The organism is Thioalkalivibrio sp. HK1 (genome assembly GCA_000583135.1).
GTDB lineage: Bacteria > Pseudomonadota > Gammaproteobacteria > HK1 > HK1 > HK1.
The window spans coordinates 19,106-34,219 of sequence record JFBG01000054.1 but is presented as its reverse complement, the minus strand read 5'-3'; the positions used below and the strand labels follow the sequence as shown (position 1 = coordinate 34,219).

8 protein-coding genes are annotated in these 15,114 nt (G+C 60.6%); 4 read left to right on the top strand and 4 right to left on the bottom strand.

Annotated elements, in window-relative coordinates:
• Positions 1-663: SMP-30/gluconolactonase/LRE family protein (locus BF99_RS0113700; RefSeq protein WP_025771357.1), on the bottom strand; the 663-nt coding region annotated here is incomplete at its 3' end.
• A gap of 61 nt (positions 664-724) precedes the next feature.
• Entirely contained in the window at positions 725-2,557 is a 1,833-nt protein-coding gene (locus tag BF99_RS0113695; protein ID WP_231471394.1) for an SLC13 family permease, read from the bottom strand.
• A gap of 387 nt (positions 2,558-2,944) precedes the next feature.
• Between BF99_RS0113695 and BF99_RS0113685 the strand changes: the two genes are divergently transcribed.
• Positions 2,945-5,254, top strand: a complete 2,310-nt coding sequence (locus BF99_RS0113685) for a DNA polymerase II (RefSeq protein WP_025771351.1) — start codon at positions 2,945-2,947, stop codon at positions 5,252-5,254.
• A 102-nt stretch (positions 5,255-5,356) separates the two neighbouring features.
• On the opposite strand, the gene BF99_RS0113675 is transcribed toward BF99_RS0113685, so the two are convergent.
• A complete protein-coding gene (locus tag BF99_RS0113675; protein WP_025771350.1) occupies positions 5,357-5,926 on the bottom strand; it encodes an NnrU family protein in 570 nt (189 codons plus the stop codon).
• A 468-nt stretch (positions 5,927-6,394) separates the two neighbouring features.
• On the opposite strand from BF99_RS0113675, the gene BF99_RS0113660 reads away from it, so the two are divergent.
• The 3 genes from BF99_RS0113660 (at position 6,395) to BF99_RS0113640 (ending at position 12,278) form a co-directional block, all read left to right on the top strand.
• Positions 6,395-7,033, top strand: a complete 639-nt coding sequence (locus BF99_RS0113660) for a hypothetical protein (RefSeq protein ID WP_025771347.1) — start codon at positions 6,395-6,397, stop codon at positions 7,031-7,033.
• Positions 7,033-9,396: a primosomal protein N' gene (locus BF99_RS0113655; RefSeq protein ID WP_231471393.1), complete on the top strand. Its 2,364-nt coding sequence runs from the start codon at positions 7,033-7,035 to the stop codon at positions 9,394-9,396. The genes BF99_RS0113660 and BF99_RS0113655 overlap by 1 nt, the downstream gene beginning before the upstream one ends.
• Positions 9,397-9,800: 404 nt before the next feature.
• Entirely contained in the window at positions 9,801-12,278 is a 2,478-nt protein-coding gene (locus tag BF99_RS0113640) for a GcvT family protein (RefSeq protein ID WP_025771342.1), read from the top strand.
• A gap of 32 nt (positions 12,279-12,310) precedes the next feature.
• On the opposite strand, the gene BF99_RS0113635 is transcribed toward BF99_RS0113640, so the two are convergent.
• Positions 12,311-14,761: a penicillin-binding protein 1A gene (locus BF99_RS0113635; RefSeq protein WP_025771340.1), complete on the bottom strand. Its 2,451-nt coding sequence runs from the start codon at positions 14,759-14,761 to the stop codon at positions 12,311-12,313.
• Positions 14,762-15,114: the final 353 nt, after the last annotated feature.

The following is a 15,114-nucleotide window of genomic DNA, read 5'->3' as shown; positions in this document are numbered from 1 at the left end:
GCAAGTGATCAGCCGCCCGCCATTGAGCGAGGCCGGAAATGCTTCTTGCGCCACTTCGCCCTCGCCGACGATCGGATAGGCCCACAGGCGCGCGCCCTCGGTCTCCGCGACATAAAGGGTTTTTTCGTCCGGTGACAGGCCGACGCCGTTCGGGGTCAGCATCGGGTGGATGGCCTCGCAGATCATGCTGCCATCCGCGCGGGCGTAATAGATCCCTCCTCGATCCATATCGCGCTTGCGGACCTTGCCGAGATCGCTGAACCAAAAGCCCCCGCTTCGATCGAAGACGATATCGTTGGGTCCCTTGAGGGGGTGGCCGTCGCAGGAGTCGTAGAGGATTTCGACGCTCCCGTCGGCGAGATCGACGCGCTCGATCCTCCCGCCGCTCCAATCATCCGCTTGGGCCACGGGTCGGCGGCGTCCGGCGGCATCGATCTCCCAGCGAAAGCCGCCGTTATTGCAGATATAGCATCGACCGTCGGGTCCGATGGCGGCACCGTTGGGTCCGCCCCCGGTCTCGGCGACGATTTCGCGATCGCCGTTCGGCAAAACCCTGGTGAGGGTGCCGCGGGCGATTTCCACCAAGAGCACGCTGCCGTCGGGCATCGCGATCGGTCCTTCCGGAAAGAGCAAGCCATCGGTGATGACATCGAAGGATCGCATGAAGGCTCCTTTTCGATCGGCTTTGCGCTCTTTGTGCCCGGCCGATCAGCCGGACGATCGGCTAGAAGATCAGATTGACCATCGGGATCAAGATAGCCAGAAAGAGCAGGGTCATGAAGCCCCCGGCGCGCATGAAATCCGCCACCCGATAGCCGCCCGGCCCCATGATCAAGGCGTTGACCTGATGGGTGGGGATGATGAAGGAGTTGGAGGCCGCCAAGGCCACGACCAAGGCGAAGACCGCAGGATCGCCCCCGGCGCCCAAGGCGATATTGATGGCCAGGGGCACCAGCAGCACCGTCGCTCCCACATTGGACATCAGCAAGGTGAAACCGGTTGCCAAGGCCGCCAGCGCAAGTTGCAGCACCCAGATCGGGACATCGCCCATCGCTTGCAGGGTGATTTGCGCGATCCAAGCGGCGGTCCCGGTGGTATCCACGGCGATCCCCAAGGGCAGCAGGCTTGCGAGCAAGAAGACGCTTTGCCAGCCGACCGATTGATAGGCCTCGTCGATGGTGATCACCCCGCTTGCGATCATCCCCACCGCCCCGGTCAGCAGCGCCAAGGACAGGCGCATGTCGCTGAAAAGCGCAAGACCGATGGCCAGCAGGAAAAACCCCAAGGCATGATAGACGCGATTGGGGCGGACCACCTCGTGGGGGTAGTTGGTTACCACGACCACCGACCGATTCTGGGCCAGCCGATGCAGATCTTCCCAGTCGCTGTGCAGCACGAGGGTATCGCCTTCCTCGATCGAGACTTGGGAGATATCGTGGGTGATGGTCTCCTCCCGGCGCCGGATCGCCAACACTTGGATGCCGTAGTTCTTGCGCATCTGCAATTCCCGGACCGTCCGGCCCGCCATCTCCGAGGCCGGGGGGATCACGATCTCCGAAATCCCGGAGTGGGAGGGATTGAGCGTTTCGAGAAAAACTTCCAAGTTGGTGGCCAAGGGTAGGCCGGTCGATTCGGCGAACTCCTCCACCTGCTCCGCTTCGCCCATCAGAGCGAGGGTGGAGCCGGCGGGGATGGTGTAGTCCATCGGGGGTTCGAGAACGGTCTCTCTACCCGAGCGAATCGCCAAGATCCAGACATTCCCCTTGGCGTTCTCGGCATCGCGAATGGTTTTATCGACCAAGGCGCTGTCGGCGGGCACGGTGGCCTCGAACATCATTCCATTGACGCCGTAGCGATCTTCGAAATATTTCGCGGTGGAGGCGGTATCGGCGGTGGCCTCGTGGGTATCCGGCAGCAGTCGAGGGGCCAAGAGCATGAAATAGACGATTCCCCCGATCAGCATCGTCATGCCGATGGGGGTGACGGAGAAAAGATGGAAAGCGGCCATCGGCTCCACCCCGGCGGGAAGGCGGGCATTGGCATTGGCGATCAGATCGTTGAGCAAGATGAGCGGGCTGGAACCGACCATGGTCATGGTGCCGCCCAAAATGGCGGAAAATCCCATCGGCATCAGCAGGCGAGAAAGGGGGATCTCCGCGCGGACCGAAATGCGACTGACCACCGGCAAAAAGAGGGCCGCGGCGCCGATATTTTGCATGAAGCTCGAGATCACCCCCACCGTGCCGGAGATGATGGGGATGATGCGTTTTTCGGTCCGCCCGCCGATGCGCAAAATGCGCGAGGCCAGCTGGGTCATGATCCCCGTGCGATCGAGACCGCCGCCCATGATCATGACCGCGATGATCGATATCACCGCATTGCTGGCGAAACCGTCGAATATTTCGGTGGCCGGGACCACCCCGGTGACCCCGATCAGGATCAAGATGATCAAGGCCGCGACATCCACCCGCACCACTTCCGAAACGAAAAAATAGATCGTGAGGCCCAAAATAAGAAGGACGGCCAGCATGTCCTGAGTGAAGGCTATCGGGGTCATCATGGGTATCGAGAGATAAAAATATTCCGCACTCGACGGCAAGAAGGTGCAAAGCCCGGATCGCAGAAATCGAATCGTTCCGAAAAGATCGTAAAGCCCGATGATACCGTCGTGAACTATCGATGGGAGTATCGCACAAGAATCCCTTGATAATAAAGGATGTTTCGGATTTTTTTCGCTTTTTTATGCAAAAAATCGAAGGTTTTTCGTTTTTTCACGATCGATGGAGCGTCTTTTTCGAAAAGGACCGGCCGCAAGGGATCGGCGGGCACCGATGGTTTGCGCAGACCGCTTCCAAGCGGTCGTTTTTTTCGATATAAGATGACAATGAACATAATATCCGGCGAATCCTCGAACTTAAGTACCGGCGGTTGACGAAGAACGACCATGCAAACACTGCGAGCGTTTTTGCTGACTCGACACTGGCGAGATACCCCGAAAGGGCTTGAGATCTCCTTGTGGGCGACCACCGATGCCGGTCCTTTGCGTATTTTGTTGAACCAAGAGGATGCGGTTTTCTTCATCCCCGGCTCCACGCAAGCGATCGAAGGCGGATGCAAGCGGCGCTCGCTGACGCTTTCGACCTTTGCCGGTGTCGACGTCGACGGGCTCTATTTCCGTCGGCAAAGCGATCTGATCGAGATGCGATCCAAACTGCAGGGTTTGGGTATCGAGACCTTCGAATCGGATATCAAACCGGTGGATCGTTTCTTGATGGAGCGTTTCATCACCGCAGGTTTTGCCGCTCGAGGTCGAACGGTGCGGCGCAATGGCTATTTGGAGATGCGCAATCCGGCGGTTCGAAAAGACGATTATCGCCGCCCCCCGACTCGAGTGTCGCTCGATATAGAGACCGAGGGCCTGGACGGAGCGCTTTATTCGGTGGCGCTGTCTTCGAAGGCGGACGAGCGGGTGTTGATGGTCAGCGACAAGCCGGTGCATTGCGACGATGTCAAGGTGGAGGTCTTCATCGACGAGCGCGAATTGCTGCATCGCCTTTTCGCTTGGTTCGCCGAGCACGACCCCGACATGATCATCGGCTGGAGCGTGGTCGCCTTCGATCTCGATTTCATCGCCCGTCGCTGCGAGCGACTTTCGATACCCTTCGACCTTGCGCGAGGCGGCGAGCGATCGGTGGTGCTGCGCCCCGGCGATCGTTCGGCATTGCATATCGCCCGCATCCCCGGGCGGGTGGTCCTCGACGGCATCGAGAGCCTGCGCGGGGCATTTTGGTCCTTCGAATCCTTCGATCTCGAATCCGTGGCGCGCGCGCTCTTGGGAAAGGGCAAGAGGATCGATCAGGTGGAGGATCGGGTATCGAAGATCAGCCACCTCTACCGGCATGATCGCCCTCGCCTTGCGGCCTACAACATCGAGGATTGTCGCTTGGTGGACGCGATCTTCGAGCGCACGGATCTGGTCGAATTCTCGATGCGACGGGCGGAGTTGACGGGGCTCGGGATGGATCGCTACGGGGGGTCGGTCGCCGCCTTCGACAACCTCTATCTGCCGCGGCTGCATCGGGCGGGAAGGGTGGCTCCCGATGCCGCCGGCGCTCCCGTCGGGGAAAGCCCCGGGGGCTATGTATTGGATTCCAAGCCCGGTATTTACGATAACGTCCTGGTTTTGGATTTCAAAAGCCTCTATCCGAGCATCATCCGCACCTTCGGCATCGACCCTTATGCCCTGCATGCCCCGGGCGAGGATCGGATCGAGGGCTTCGCCGGCGCATCCTTCGCTCGCAAGGGGGCGATCCTGCCGGGGATCGTGCAGGACTTGTGGGATGAGCGAGACCGGGCCAAGGCCAAAGGCGACGGGGCGATGTCGCAGGCCACCAAGATCCTGATGAACTCTTTCTATGGAATCTTGGGAGCCGCCGGTTGCCGTTTTCGCGATACGCGCCTTGCCAGCAGCATCACCCGGCGCGGTCATGAAATCATCCGCCGGACCCGGGATGCGATCGAAGGGGAAGGATTGAACGTGATCTACGGCGATACGGATTCGCTCTTCGTATTGCTCGGATCGCAAGTCAGCGAGGAAAAAGCGGGGGTTTGCGGATCCCGCCTGTCATCGAAACTCAATGAAAAGTGGAAGCGTTCGATCCGCCAGGAGCATGGACTCGAATGCCATCTCGAGATCGAATTCGAGACCCATTTCCTGAAATTCCTGATGCCCACCGTTCGAGGCGACGTCGCCGGCAGCAAGAAGCGCTATGCGGGCTTGATACGCAACGCCGAGGGCGAATACGAGCTGATCTTCAAAGGTCTCGAGAGCGTACGCACCGATTGGACGCCGCTGGCCCGCAGTTTCCAAAGAGAACTCTACCGGCGAGTCTTCATCGGCGAGCCCTTCGAGGACTACATTCGCTCAATCGCCGAGGAAATGCTCCAAGGACTGCACGATGAATCCTTGGTCTACCGCAAGCGCTTGCGACGCCGGCTATCGGAGTACACCCGCAACGCTCCGCCCCACGTACAGGCGGCGCGCAAGCTCGGCACGGAAAAAAGACTGCGCCATGTGCGCTATATCGTTACTTCGAACGGCCCGGAGCCGGTTCGGCCGGGCCATCCCTTGCCTCGTCCGGATTACGAACATTATCGAAGCCGCCAACTCGCCCCCGCCGCCGACGGGGTGCTGCATTTTTTGGATACGAGTTTCGAGGCGATCACCGATCGGCAAATGGCGATCTTCGATTGAGGGCGTCGTCGATCTCGCAAGGCGAAGATCTGAAAAGCGCATCGCTCAAGCATCGGCGATTGCGCTTTCGGCACGAAGAGACCTTGCCCCGAGGTTCATCGATCATCCGACGGGAACGCCGATCAGAAGCGGGTGCAAGAAGACGAAGAGCGCATAGAGTGCAAGTCCGCCGACGATCACGATCACATCGTTGAGAGGTTTGGGCGGCAATGCGGGGATGGCGCGAGGGGTGCGGTATCTCATCGAGAGGAGATCGCCCACCGACCACACCAAAAACCCTCCGAAGAGCAGCAGATCCGGCGCGGTGCCGTTGGCCAGCAAATGGGCGAAAGCCCAGACCTTGGTCGCCGCCAGCATCGGATGCTTGATTCGAGCCTTGATGCGCCCCGGGAAATAGGCCGCCAGGAACAAGGGGAAGACGAAGAGCATCAGCAACGAGGAGACGATGGAAAGCGAAGGAGAAGGTCCCCAAAAATGTTGGTAGACACCCTCGGCTCTTGCATCCCCGTATCCGTTGATGATCAGCACGAAGCCGATGATGGAGATCACGCTGTAGATCGCCCGCCAACCATGACCCAAGCGCTCGGCGGTGCGATCTCGCCACGCCGGGGCGACGATCGAAACCGAATGGACACCTAAAAAGAGCACCAATCCGATGATCAACGATGTCATGACCGCTTCCCTCCTTGCGCTTTTGAAATCATCCGATCTTTTGCCCGGATCACCGATCATCCAAACGATGGATCGAGCCCTCGATCCGGATACTTGATTCGGATTCTAAACCCTCGGTCGAGGGCGCAAAGATAAGGATGGTGCAAAGAGAGCGGGGCGCAAAGAAAAGACGATGCCGATCGTCGGAGCATGTCATCGGAGATCGATCCTCGTTCTTCCCCGCTCGCCCCCTCGCCGATTTCTCGGGATCGGACGATATCCGAGGGGAGATGGGGAGGATCGCCGGCGGATCGAAAAAAACCCGCCATGAATTGAACAAATGATGCTCCTCGTGGTCAATGATCGAAAGAGAGTCTTTGATAGCGGGCATCGATATTCGAATCGGTCGATAGCGATCCAAGGGATCGCATCGTCGGCATCTCGATCATCGTTTGAAGGGTCGAACGGGATCCTTCGGAGTCTCTTGCGATGAATACGAAGCAGAACCGGAATCGACAGCGCATCGCCGAGGAAGCGGCCAAGTGGATGATCGAAAGCGGTAGCCTCGATCACCGAATGGCCAAACTCAAGGCGGCGCAGCGTCTTCGTACCAAGCCTTCGGGGTTACCGCGCAATCGCGAGATCGAGGATGCGAGGATCGAGCGTCGGCGGATTTTCGATGACGAAGGGCAAGGGCGTTTGGAGGGCTTGCGTCGATGCGCCCTCGAAACGATGCAGTTGCTCGAACCCTTCGGTCCGCGTTTGGTCGGCCAGGTCCTCGAAGGCGATGTCGACCACCACAGTGAAATATGCCTCCATCTTTTTTGCGATCCGCCGGAGGAGGTCGCGCTCTTTTTGATCGAGCGCCGTATCCGCTACCGGGAGAGCGAGGCCCGGCTTCGCTTCGATGCCGGGGGCGATGTCGTATCCCTGCCCGCATTTCTCTTTTCTTCCAAGGACATGCCGATCACCTTGATCGTCTTTTCGGGCCGATTGCATCGGCGCGTTCCGCTGGGATCGGTGGACAACCGTCCGGTGCGGCGCGCCAAGATCTCAGCGGTGGCGGCTCTGTTGGCGGAATTCCCCTCGCCCGGCGAAGGCTCGCAATCCTACGAAGGAGCGCCTTGATGCACCGCCTTGCAAAGACGACGGTGATGGCCGAGGCCATCATCCAAGTGGCGGTGCCGACCCCGCTGCGGCGCCATTTCGACTATCTCCCCCCCTTGGCGATCCCCGGATCGTTCCCGATTCGCAGCGGAATGCGGGTGCGAGTGCCTTTCGGGCGCACCGCCGCCATCGGAATCGTGATCGGGATCGCCCGAAAAAGCGATTTGCCGATCACCAAACTCAAGCGGGTGCTCGATGTGCTCGACGAAGAGCCCTTGCTTGACCAATCGATGCTCGATCTTCTGCGATGGGCGAGCGGCTATTTTCAGCATCCGGTGGGGGAGGTCGTCGTCGGCACCCTGCCTCGCTTGCTGCGTATGGGAAGGGGGCTGCATGCCTTCGCCTGCGATCCCGAGTACTCGATCACCGTCGCCGGCGAGCGAGCCCTCCATGAATCGAGCCTATCCGCCGCCCCGGTGCAAGAGCGCTTGTTGCGCCTGATCCGGGATCATGCCGGCGAGAGGGCCGGCGGGAATCGGGTTCGGGAACAGGCGCTCAAAGAGGCTTTCGTCGAGGCCGGAATTCCCAACTGGCGCCGCCCATTGCAGGCGTTGATCGACAAGGGCACCGTGGTGCGAGAACGAGACGAGGGGATCGAAAGAACCGATGCCGCAGCGGGAAAGAAATGCGATTTGCGCAAGACCCCCGTCCCTCATGCCGAGATTCCCCGTCTTGCGCAGCCCCAGGCAAAGCCTTGCGATCTCACCCCTTCCCCCTTGCGGATGAATGCCGATCAGATCGATGCCGCCGATGCGATATCGGCCCAAATCGGGCTTTTCGCCCCCTTCTTGTTGGAGGGGGTGACCGGCAGCGGCAAGACCGAGGTGTATCTTCGGGCGATCGAGGAAGTGGTGGCCGCCGGACGCCAAGCGCTGGTATTGATCCCCGAAATCGGCCTGACCCCGCAGCTCATCGCCCGCTTCGGCGAGCGCCTTTCCTGCCAAGTGCAAACCCTTCATTCAGGGCTTTCCGATGGCGAACGCCTGGCCGCATGGACCAGCGCCCGCGACGGCCAGGCCCAAGTGGTGGTGGGAACGCGCTCGGCGGTCTTCGTCCCCCTTGCCCGCCCCGGATTGATCGTGGTCGACGAAGAGCACGATCTCTCCTATAAACAGCAAGAGGGCTTTCGCTACTCCGCTCGCGATCTGGCGGTGATGCGGGCGCGCAATGTCGGCGTTCCCGTCGTGCTCGCCAGCGCCACCCCGTCCTTGGAGGCGATCGAGAATGTCCGGCGGGGGCGCTACCGGCACTTGGTGCTTTCGCATCGCGCAGGACATGCGCGGATGCCTCGTATCGATGTCGTCGATTTGCGTTCCCGTCCCTTCGCCCAAGGGTTGAGCGATCCCCTGATCGAGGCCATCGAGGATGCCCGATCCCGCCGTGAGCAGGTCTTGCTCTTCGTCAATCGCCGCGGCTACGCCCCTCGCTATCTATGTCATGGCTGCGGCTGGATCGCCGATTGCTCCCGCTGCGACGCCCAACTGGTGCTGCACCATGCCGATCGCCGCTTGCGCTGTCACCACTGCTTTTTCGAGCAGCCCCTCCTTCTTGCCTGCCCCGAATGCGGTTGCGAGGATCTGCGCAGTTTGGGGATCGGGACCGAGCGGGTGGCCCAAGCCTTGGAGGCGAGGATCGAGGGCTTGCGGGTGGCGCGCATGGATCGCGATAGCACAAGGAGGCGGGGGGCCTTGGAATCCTTGCTGGCGCAGGTGCATTCGGGGGAGGTCGATGCCTTGGTGGGCACGCAAATGCTCGCCAAGGGACACCATTTCCCGAATGTCACCGTGGTCGCGATTTTGGATGCCGACGGCGGACTTTTCGGCGTCGATTTCCGATCCACGGAGCGGATGGCCCAGCTGCTGATCCAAGTAGCAGGACGCGCCGGACGAGGCGATCGACCCGGAAGGGTGATCTTGCAGACCCACCACCCCCAACATCCCCTCCTGCGCGGTTTGATCCTCGAGGGTTATCGGACCTTTTGCGACGGTGCGCTCGATGAGCGGCGGCGCGCTCACCTGCCGCCTTATGCGAATCTGGCGCTGGTGCGGGCGGAGGCGATGCAAAGGCGTTTCCCGGAGGTCTTTCTCAAAGAGGCGGCCGCCGGGGGCCGGGCTCGGGCTCCGACCGGGATCTCGATTCTCGGTCCGGCCCCCGCTCCGATGGAGCGTCGGGCCGGACGTTGGCGCACCCAGCTTCTGATCGAAGCCTCCTCCCGCTCCGCCTTGCAGCGTTTTCTCGGCCCTTGGATCGAGACCTTGGAGGCCTTGCCTTCGGCTCGCCGGGTGCGCTGGTCGGTCGATGTCGATCCCCAAGAGATGGTTTGACAAGCGCCTCGATCTTCGATCCGGCGATCGAAAGCGGGCTCCATCGCCCTCGATGCGAATGGTTCGGCAAACCTCGCAGTCTTCGAAAGGGCATCCGAAAGAGCATCGGCGCCGGTTGTCGTCATCGATGAATCCTCGGTGCGCAGATGGCCGCACCCAAGGCCCCTTCGACCGTTGACGATCGTCGATTTTGCGATCCCGTCGGCGGATCCGGATAGGGGATCATTATCATTGGCGGAGGGATCCGGGCGGTATGCGGGTGATGCGATCGCCGCAAAAGCGAGATCGTCCGGCCGGTAGCGGAGTCGTTATCGGGGACATCCCCATCGATCTCGATGATCCCATCTCGATGCAAGCATCGATTCCATCGGCCTATCGCCCTTGGCTTCGAAGGAGACATTCTCATGAGCGATTCGGTGAATCTGCCCGATCGGGCGAGCGCGGTCATCATCGGCGGCGGCGTCACCGGGGCCAGCGTGGCTTGGCATCTGGCGAAACTCGGCTGGTCCGATGTCCTCTTGTTGGAACGCCAACGCTTCGCCGGCGGCACCAGCTGGCATGCCGCCGGTCTGATCGGCACCGCCCGCGCGAGCGAGACCCATGCCGCACTTTGCGCCTATACCCGCGAGCTGCTCGCAGATCTGGAGTCCCAAACCGGTCAATCCACCGGATTTCGCGAGGTGGGCAGCGTTGCCATCGCCCACAGCCGGGATCGTCTCGCCGAGCTGAAAAGGCTCGCCGATGCTTGGAATGCCTTCGGTTTGGGTAAGATGGAAATGATCACCGCCGAAGAGGTGGCGAACCTTCACCCGCTGGTGCGCACCGACGATCTCCTCGGCGGAACATGGCTTGCAAGCGATGGAATGGCAAGTCCGGTCGATGTGGTGAACGCCTACATCAAGGGGGCGAGAGCGCAAGGCGTGCGCTGTGTCGAGGGCGTCGGGGTCGAGGGATTTCGTATCGAGAACCGGAAGGTCAAGGCGGTGCGAACGCAGCAAGGGGAGATCGCTTGCGAGTTCGTGGTTTGCGCCGCCGGGCTGTGGTCGCGCGCTCTGGGACGCTTGGCCGGAGTGTCGATTCCCTTGCATGCTTGCGAGCACTATTACGCCCACACCGAGAAGCTCCTCGATCTTCCCCCCGATTTGCCGGTGCTGCGCGATCAGGATAAAGGTGCCTACTATCGAGAGGATGCCGGTAGCCTGCTGGTCGGGGCTTTCGAACTCAAGGCCCGCCCGGTTCGTATCGAGGATATCCCCGAGGATTTTTGTTTCGACGAGTTGCCGGGCCACGTCGAGGAACAGCTGATGCCGATCCTCGCCGATGCGATGGATCGGATCCCGCGCCTGCAAAGGGTGGGTTGGCGCAGTTTTTTCTGCGGCCCCGAGAGCTTCACGCCGGACGATCAATTCCATGTCGGCGAATCCCCCGAGGTGCGCAATTTTCATGTCGCCTGCGGCCTCAACTCGGTGGGCATCGTCAACTCCGGAGGCATCGGCAAGGTCTGTGCGCAGTGGCTGGACAAGGGCCATCCCCCGATGGATCTCACCGCCAACGATTTGCGCCGCACCTTCGTTTTCCAAAATACGCAGGCCTATATCGAAAAGCGCGTCACCGAGACCCTGGGCTTGCTCTACGACCGGCACTATCCTTATCGACAATACGCCACCGCGCGCGATGTGCGCCACTCCCCGGTGCACGAACGTCTGGCGGAGCGAGGGGCTTGTTTCGGCGAGGCCGCCGGTTGGGAGCGGCCCAACTGGTTCGCCCCCGAGGGGGTGTCGCCGGTCTACGAGCATTCGTTCGGGCGCCAGAATTGGTTCGAGCACTGCGCTTTGGAACACCGAGCGGCGCGCGAGGGCGTGGCCCTTTTCGATCAATCGAGTTTCGCGAAATACCTCGTCAAGGGCCCCGATGCCTGTCGCGCCCTCCAACGCATCAGCTGCAACGATGTCGATATCGCTTGCGGAAGGATGGTCTATACCCACTGGCTCAATGAGCGCGGCGGTATCGAGGCGGATCTCACCTTGGCCCGCATCGACGAAGAGACCTACTGCGTGATCAGCGGCGCCGGCGCCGCTCGTCGCGACCTGGCTTGGCTGGATCGTCATATCGATCCTAAGATGCGGGCGATCGCGGTCGATATCACCGCGCAATGGGCGATCTTCGGATTGATGGGACCGCATAGCCGCGCTCTGCTTCAAGAGATCACCGGCGCGGATTTCTCCGATGCCGCATTCCCCTTCGGCGCCGTGCGCGAGGTGGAGATCGGCTGCGTTTTGGCCAGGGCGGCGCGGGTCTCTTATGTCGGCGAGCTCGGATGGGAGTTGCACGTATCGACGGATCAGGCGCGGCATGCCTTCGATCGCTTGTTGGAGGTCGGCGCCGATCATGGCCTGCGCTTGGCGGGGATGCATGCCTTGGATTCGTGTCGATTGGAAAAGAAGTTCGTGCATTTCGGCCACGATATTTCCGATGTCGATAGCCCGGTGGAGGCCGGCATGGGTTGGCTGTGCCGAATGAACAAGGAGATTCCTTTTATCGGCTTCGATGCCATCGCCCGTCAAATCGAGAATCCGCCGGCGAAGCGATTGTTGCAATTCCTGCTCGAAGAGCCCTCCAAGATGCTTTTCGGCCACGAGCCGATCTTGAAGGAGGGCACCGTGGTCGGCTATCTCACATCCGGGGGCTATGGCCATACATTGGGAGGGGCGGTGGGACTCGGTTATGCGAAATCCGACACGAGGATTCGGCGGGAATGGGTCGAAAGCGGGGACTGGGAGATCTTGGTCGAGGGCGAGAGGATTCCGGCCCGCGCCGCTTGGAGCGCGCTTTACGATCCCAAAGGCGAGCGGATGAGGGGCGGCAAGGCCGCGGCTCGATAGAGTTTAGGCACCCTTCGATACGGTTGCCTTCATCAAAAGAGTCTTTCGGTGACGCTGGCCGGAGCGGGCGCCGCTTCATCCGACGTGCTGCCTGCGGGCCGTTGCAAGGGGATCTCCGCCATCTGCGAAGGGACGCGATCTTTGCGAAAACTTTCGAAGATCGCATCCTTTTGGGCGGTGGGAGCGAGCATGCCGGTGGCGGGGTCGATGCGTACGGTGACGATCCTATCCGGACGCTTCAACTGGCTCGGCGCGGTATCCGCCAGCGCCGTCTCCATGAACTCGATCCACATCGGCAAGGCGGCGCGCCCCCCGGTTTCTTTGTTCCCGAGCGAGGCCTGCTCGTCGAAGCCGACCCAAGCGGTGGCCACGATATCGGCGTTGAAGCCGGAAAACCACGCATCGCGCTGATCGTTGGTGGTTCCCGTCTTTCCCGCGATATCGCTGCGCTCCAAGCTCAGCGCTTTTCGGGCGGTCCCCGAACGAATCACATCGCGCAATAGCGAGTACATCAGCCAAGCGTTGCGCTCATCCAAGGTGCGAGGGGCGGGCACGACGCCCGGCTCGCATTCCGGCTCGCAGACCGTCGGGGCGGAGGAGGTGAAAATCGTCGTGTCGTCGATATCGACGATCCGATCCACGAAATGAGGGATGACGATATGGCCGCCATTGGCGATGACCGCATAGCCGCTTGCGATTTCGAGCGGGGATAGATCGGCGCTGCCCAAGGCGAGGGAGAGTCCGTGCGGCAGGGCGTCGGGATCGAAGCCGAATTTGGCGAGATGCTCCAAGGCATGGTCGATCCCCATCTCCCGCAAGAGGCGAATCGAGACCAGGTTGCGGGATTTATACAAAGCGGTGCGCAATCTCGTGGGGCCGAAGAACTTGCGACTGTAGTTCTCGGGTCGCCAAGCGCTTTCCAGACTCGGATCGTCGAAGACCACCGGCGCATCGTTGATGATGCTGGCGGCGGTGAATCCCGCTTCCAAAGCGGCGGAGTAGATGAAGGGTTTGAAACTCGATCCCGGCTGCCGCTTGGCTTGGGTGGCGCGATTGAATTTGCTGCGCCGGAAATCGAAGCCCCCGACCAATGACAGGATCGCTCCGTTTTTCGGGCTCAAAGAGACCAATGCCCCTTCGACCGCCGGGACTTGGGAAAGGACGAAGCCCTCGTCCTTTTTCTGCAAGCGCACGATATCGCCCAAACTTGCGACATCCGCCGCCTTTTTGGGCTTGCGACCGAGGCGATTGGGGGTGATATAAGGCCTTGCCCATTCCATATCGGCAAAGGAAACGCGAACCGGATCGGCAATATCGCGCACCGAGAGTTCGATGCCGTCTCGATCGACCTTTCGTACCAAGGCGGGGTGCAATGAACCGAGAACCGGAATCTTTCCCAGATCATCGCGCAAGGCATCCTCGGGATCGGGAGCGGGGATATTGGCGCTCGCCTCTTCGATGATCGCCGAAGACGAGTTCGAGGATTGGGAGAGAGATTGCGGCGCTTCCTTCTCTTCTTCGGAATCCGCCTCGGATATCGATGTCGCCAGCCGCCCCTCGGGTCCGCGGTAGCCGTGACGAAGGTCATAGGCGAGCAGCGCATTGCGAAGGGCGTCGTTGGCCGCGCTTTGCAAAGGACCCTCGATGGTGGTGTAGACCTTGTAGCCCGCGGTATAGGCTTCCTCGCCGTATCTTTCCTCCATATAGGCGCGGGCCATTTCCGCGATATAAGGAGCCTCGACTTCCGCCGCCAAGGCATGGACCTTCGCCGTGACCCCTTCCGCTTGGGCCTTATCATGCTCCGAACGGCTGATATATCCGATATCGAGCATGCGACCGAGAACGTAATCTCGGCGGGCGATGGCCCGCTCGGGATTCGTAACCGGATTGAAGCGCGAGGGAGCCTTGGGCAGGCCTGCGATCATCGCCATCTGAGCCAAGTTCAAATCCGAAAGGGGAAGACCGTAGTAGACCAGCGAAGCGGCGGCGGCACCGTAAGCGCGATGCCCCAGGAAAATCTTGTTGATATAAAGCTCGAGGATCTCGTCCTTGGTGAACAGGCGCTCGATTTTGAGGGCCAAGAGAATCTCGTTGATCTTGCGCAAATAGGTCTTTTCCCTTCCCAAGAAGAAGTTGCGCGCCACCTGCATGGTGATGGTGCTGCCCCCGGGTCCTTTTTCGCCGGTGCGGATCAGGTGGGCGGCGGCCCGAACCAATCCTTGCCAGTCGACCCCCGGGTGTTGGTAGAAACGATCGTCCTCGCTGGCGATGAAGGCGTGGATCATCCGCTGCGGGATTTCCGCTCGCCGCAAGGGGGTTCGGCGTTTTTCCCCGAATTCCCCGATCAGTCGGCCGTCTCGGGTATAAACCTGCAAGGGCACTTGCCATTGCACTCCCCGCAGGCTTTCGGGCGAAGGCAGGTGCTTATCGAGATACCACCAACTTGCACCACCGGCGATGATCAGCAGCAAAAGGAGTGCCATCCCGAACCGGAAGAGGGTTCGAGCCAATGCGACAATCAATCTCAAGGCGATTTGGATCATGGTGCCCATGCTGCGACCGCAGGACGATATTCAAGACAATATCTTCTCGTTCCGACGCACTTTACAAGCAATGCAGCCACAAGGCCGTCATCTCGGCCATCATCTCGATGCGTCATGCCTTCTCGGGTCTTTGCAATCCTCGTCGAGCCCGTGAAAGAAGAAGAAATTTCGTACGAGTTTATCCGTCGGAAGGAGTTATGCGAATTGTGCATATAAATTGTGCGAAAGGGAAAGTATAAGCACAAGCCGCCGCTTTCGCATCCTTGAAATCCTAAAATCCCGCATGTCCCGCA

Coding starts and splice junctions, on each gene's coding strand:
- BF99_RS0113695 (WP_231471394.1), bottom strand. CDS start 2,557: ATGACCCCGATAGCCTTCACTCAGGACATGCTGGCCGTCCTTCTTATT.
- BF99_RS0113655 (WP_231471393.1), top strand. CDS start 7,033: ATGCACCGCCTTGCAAAGACGACGGTGATGGCCGAGGCCATCATCCAA.
- BF99_RS0113635 (WP_025771340.1), bottom strand. CDS start 14,761: ATGGCACTCCTTTTGCTGCTGATCATCGCCGGTGGTGCAAGTTGGTGG.
- BF99_RS0113685 (WP_025771351.1), top strand. CDS start 2,945: ATGCAAACACTGCGAGCGTTTTTGCTGACTCGACACTGGCGAGATACC.
- BF99_RS0113660 (WP_025771347.1), top strand. CDS start 6,395: ATGAATACGAAGCAGAACCGGAATCGACAGCGCATCGCCGAGGAAGCG.
- BF99_RS0113640 (WP_025771342.1), top strand. CDS start 9,801: ATGAGCGATTCGGTGAATCTGCCCGATCGGGCGAGCGCGGTCATCATC.
- BF99_RS0113675 (WP_025771350.1), bottom strand. CDS start 5,926: ATGACATCGTTGATCATCGGATTGGTGCTCTTTTTAGGTGTCCATTCG.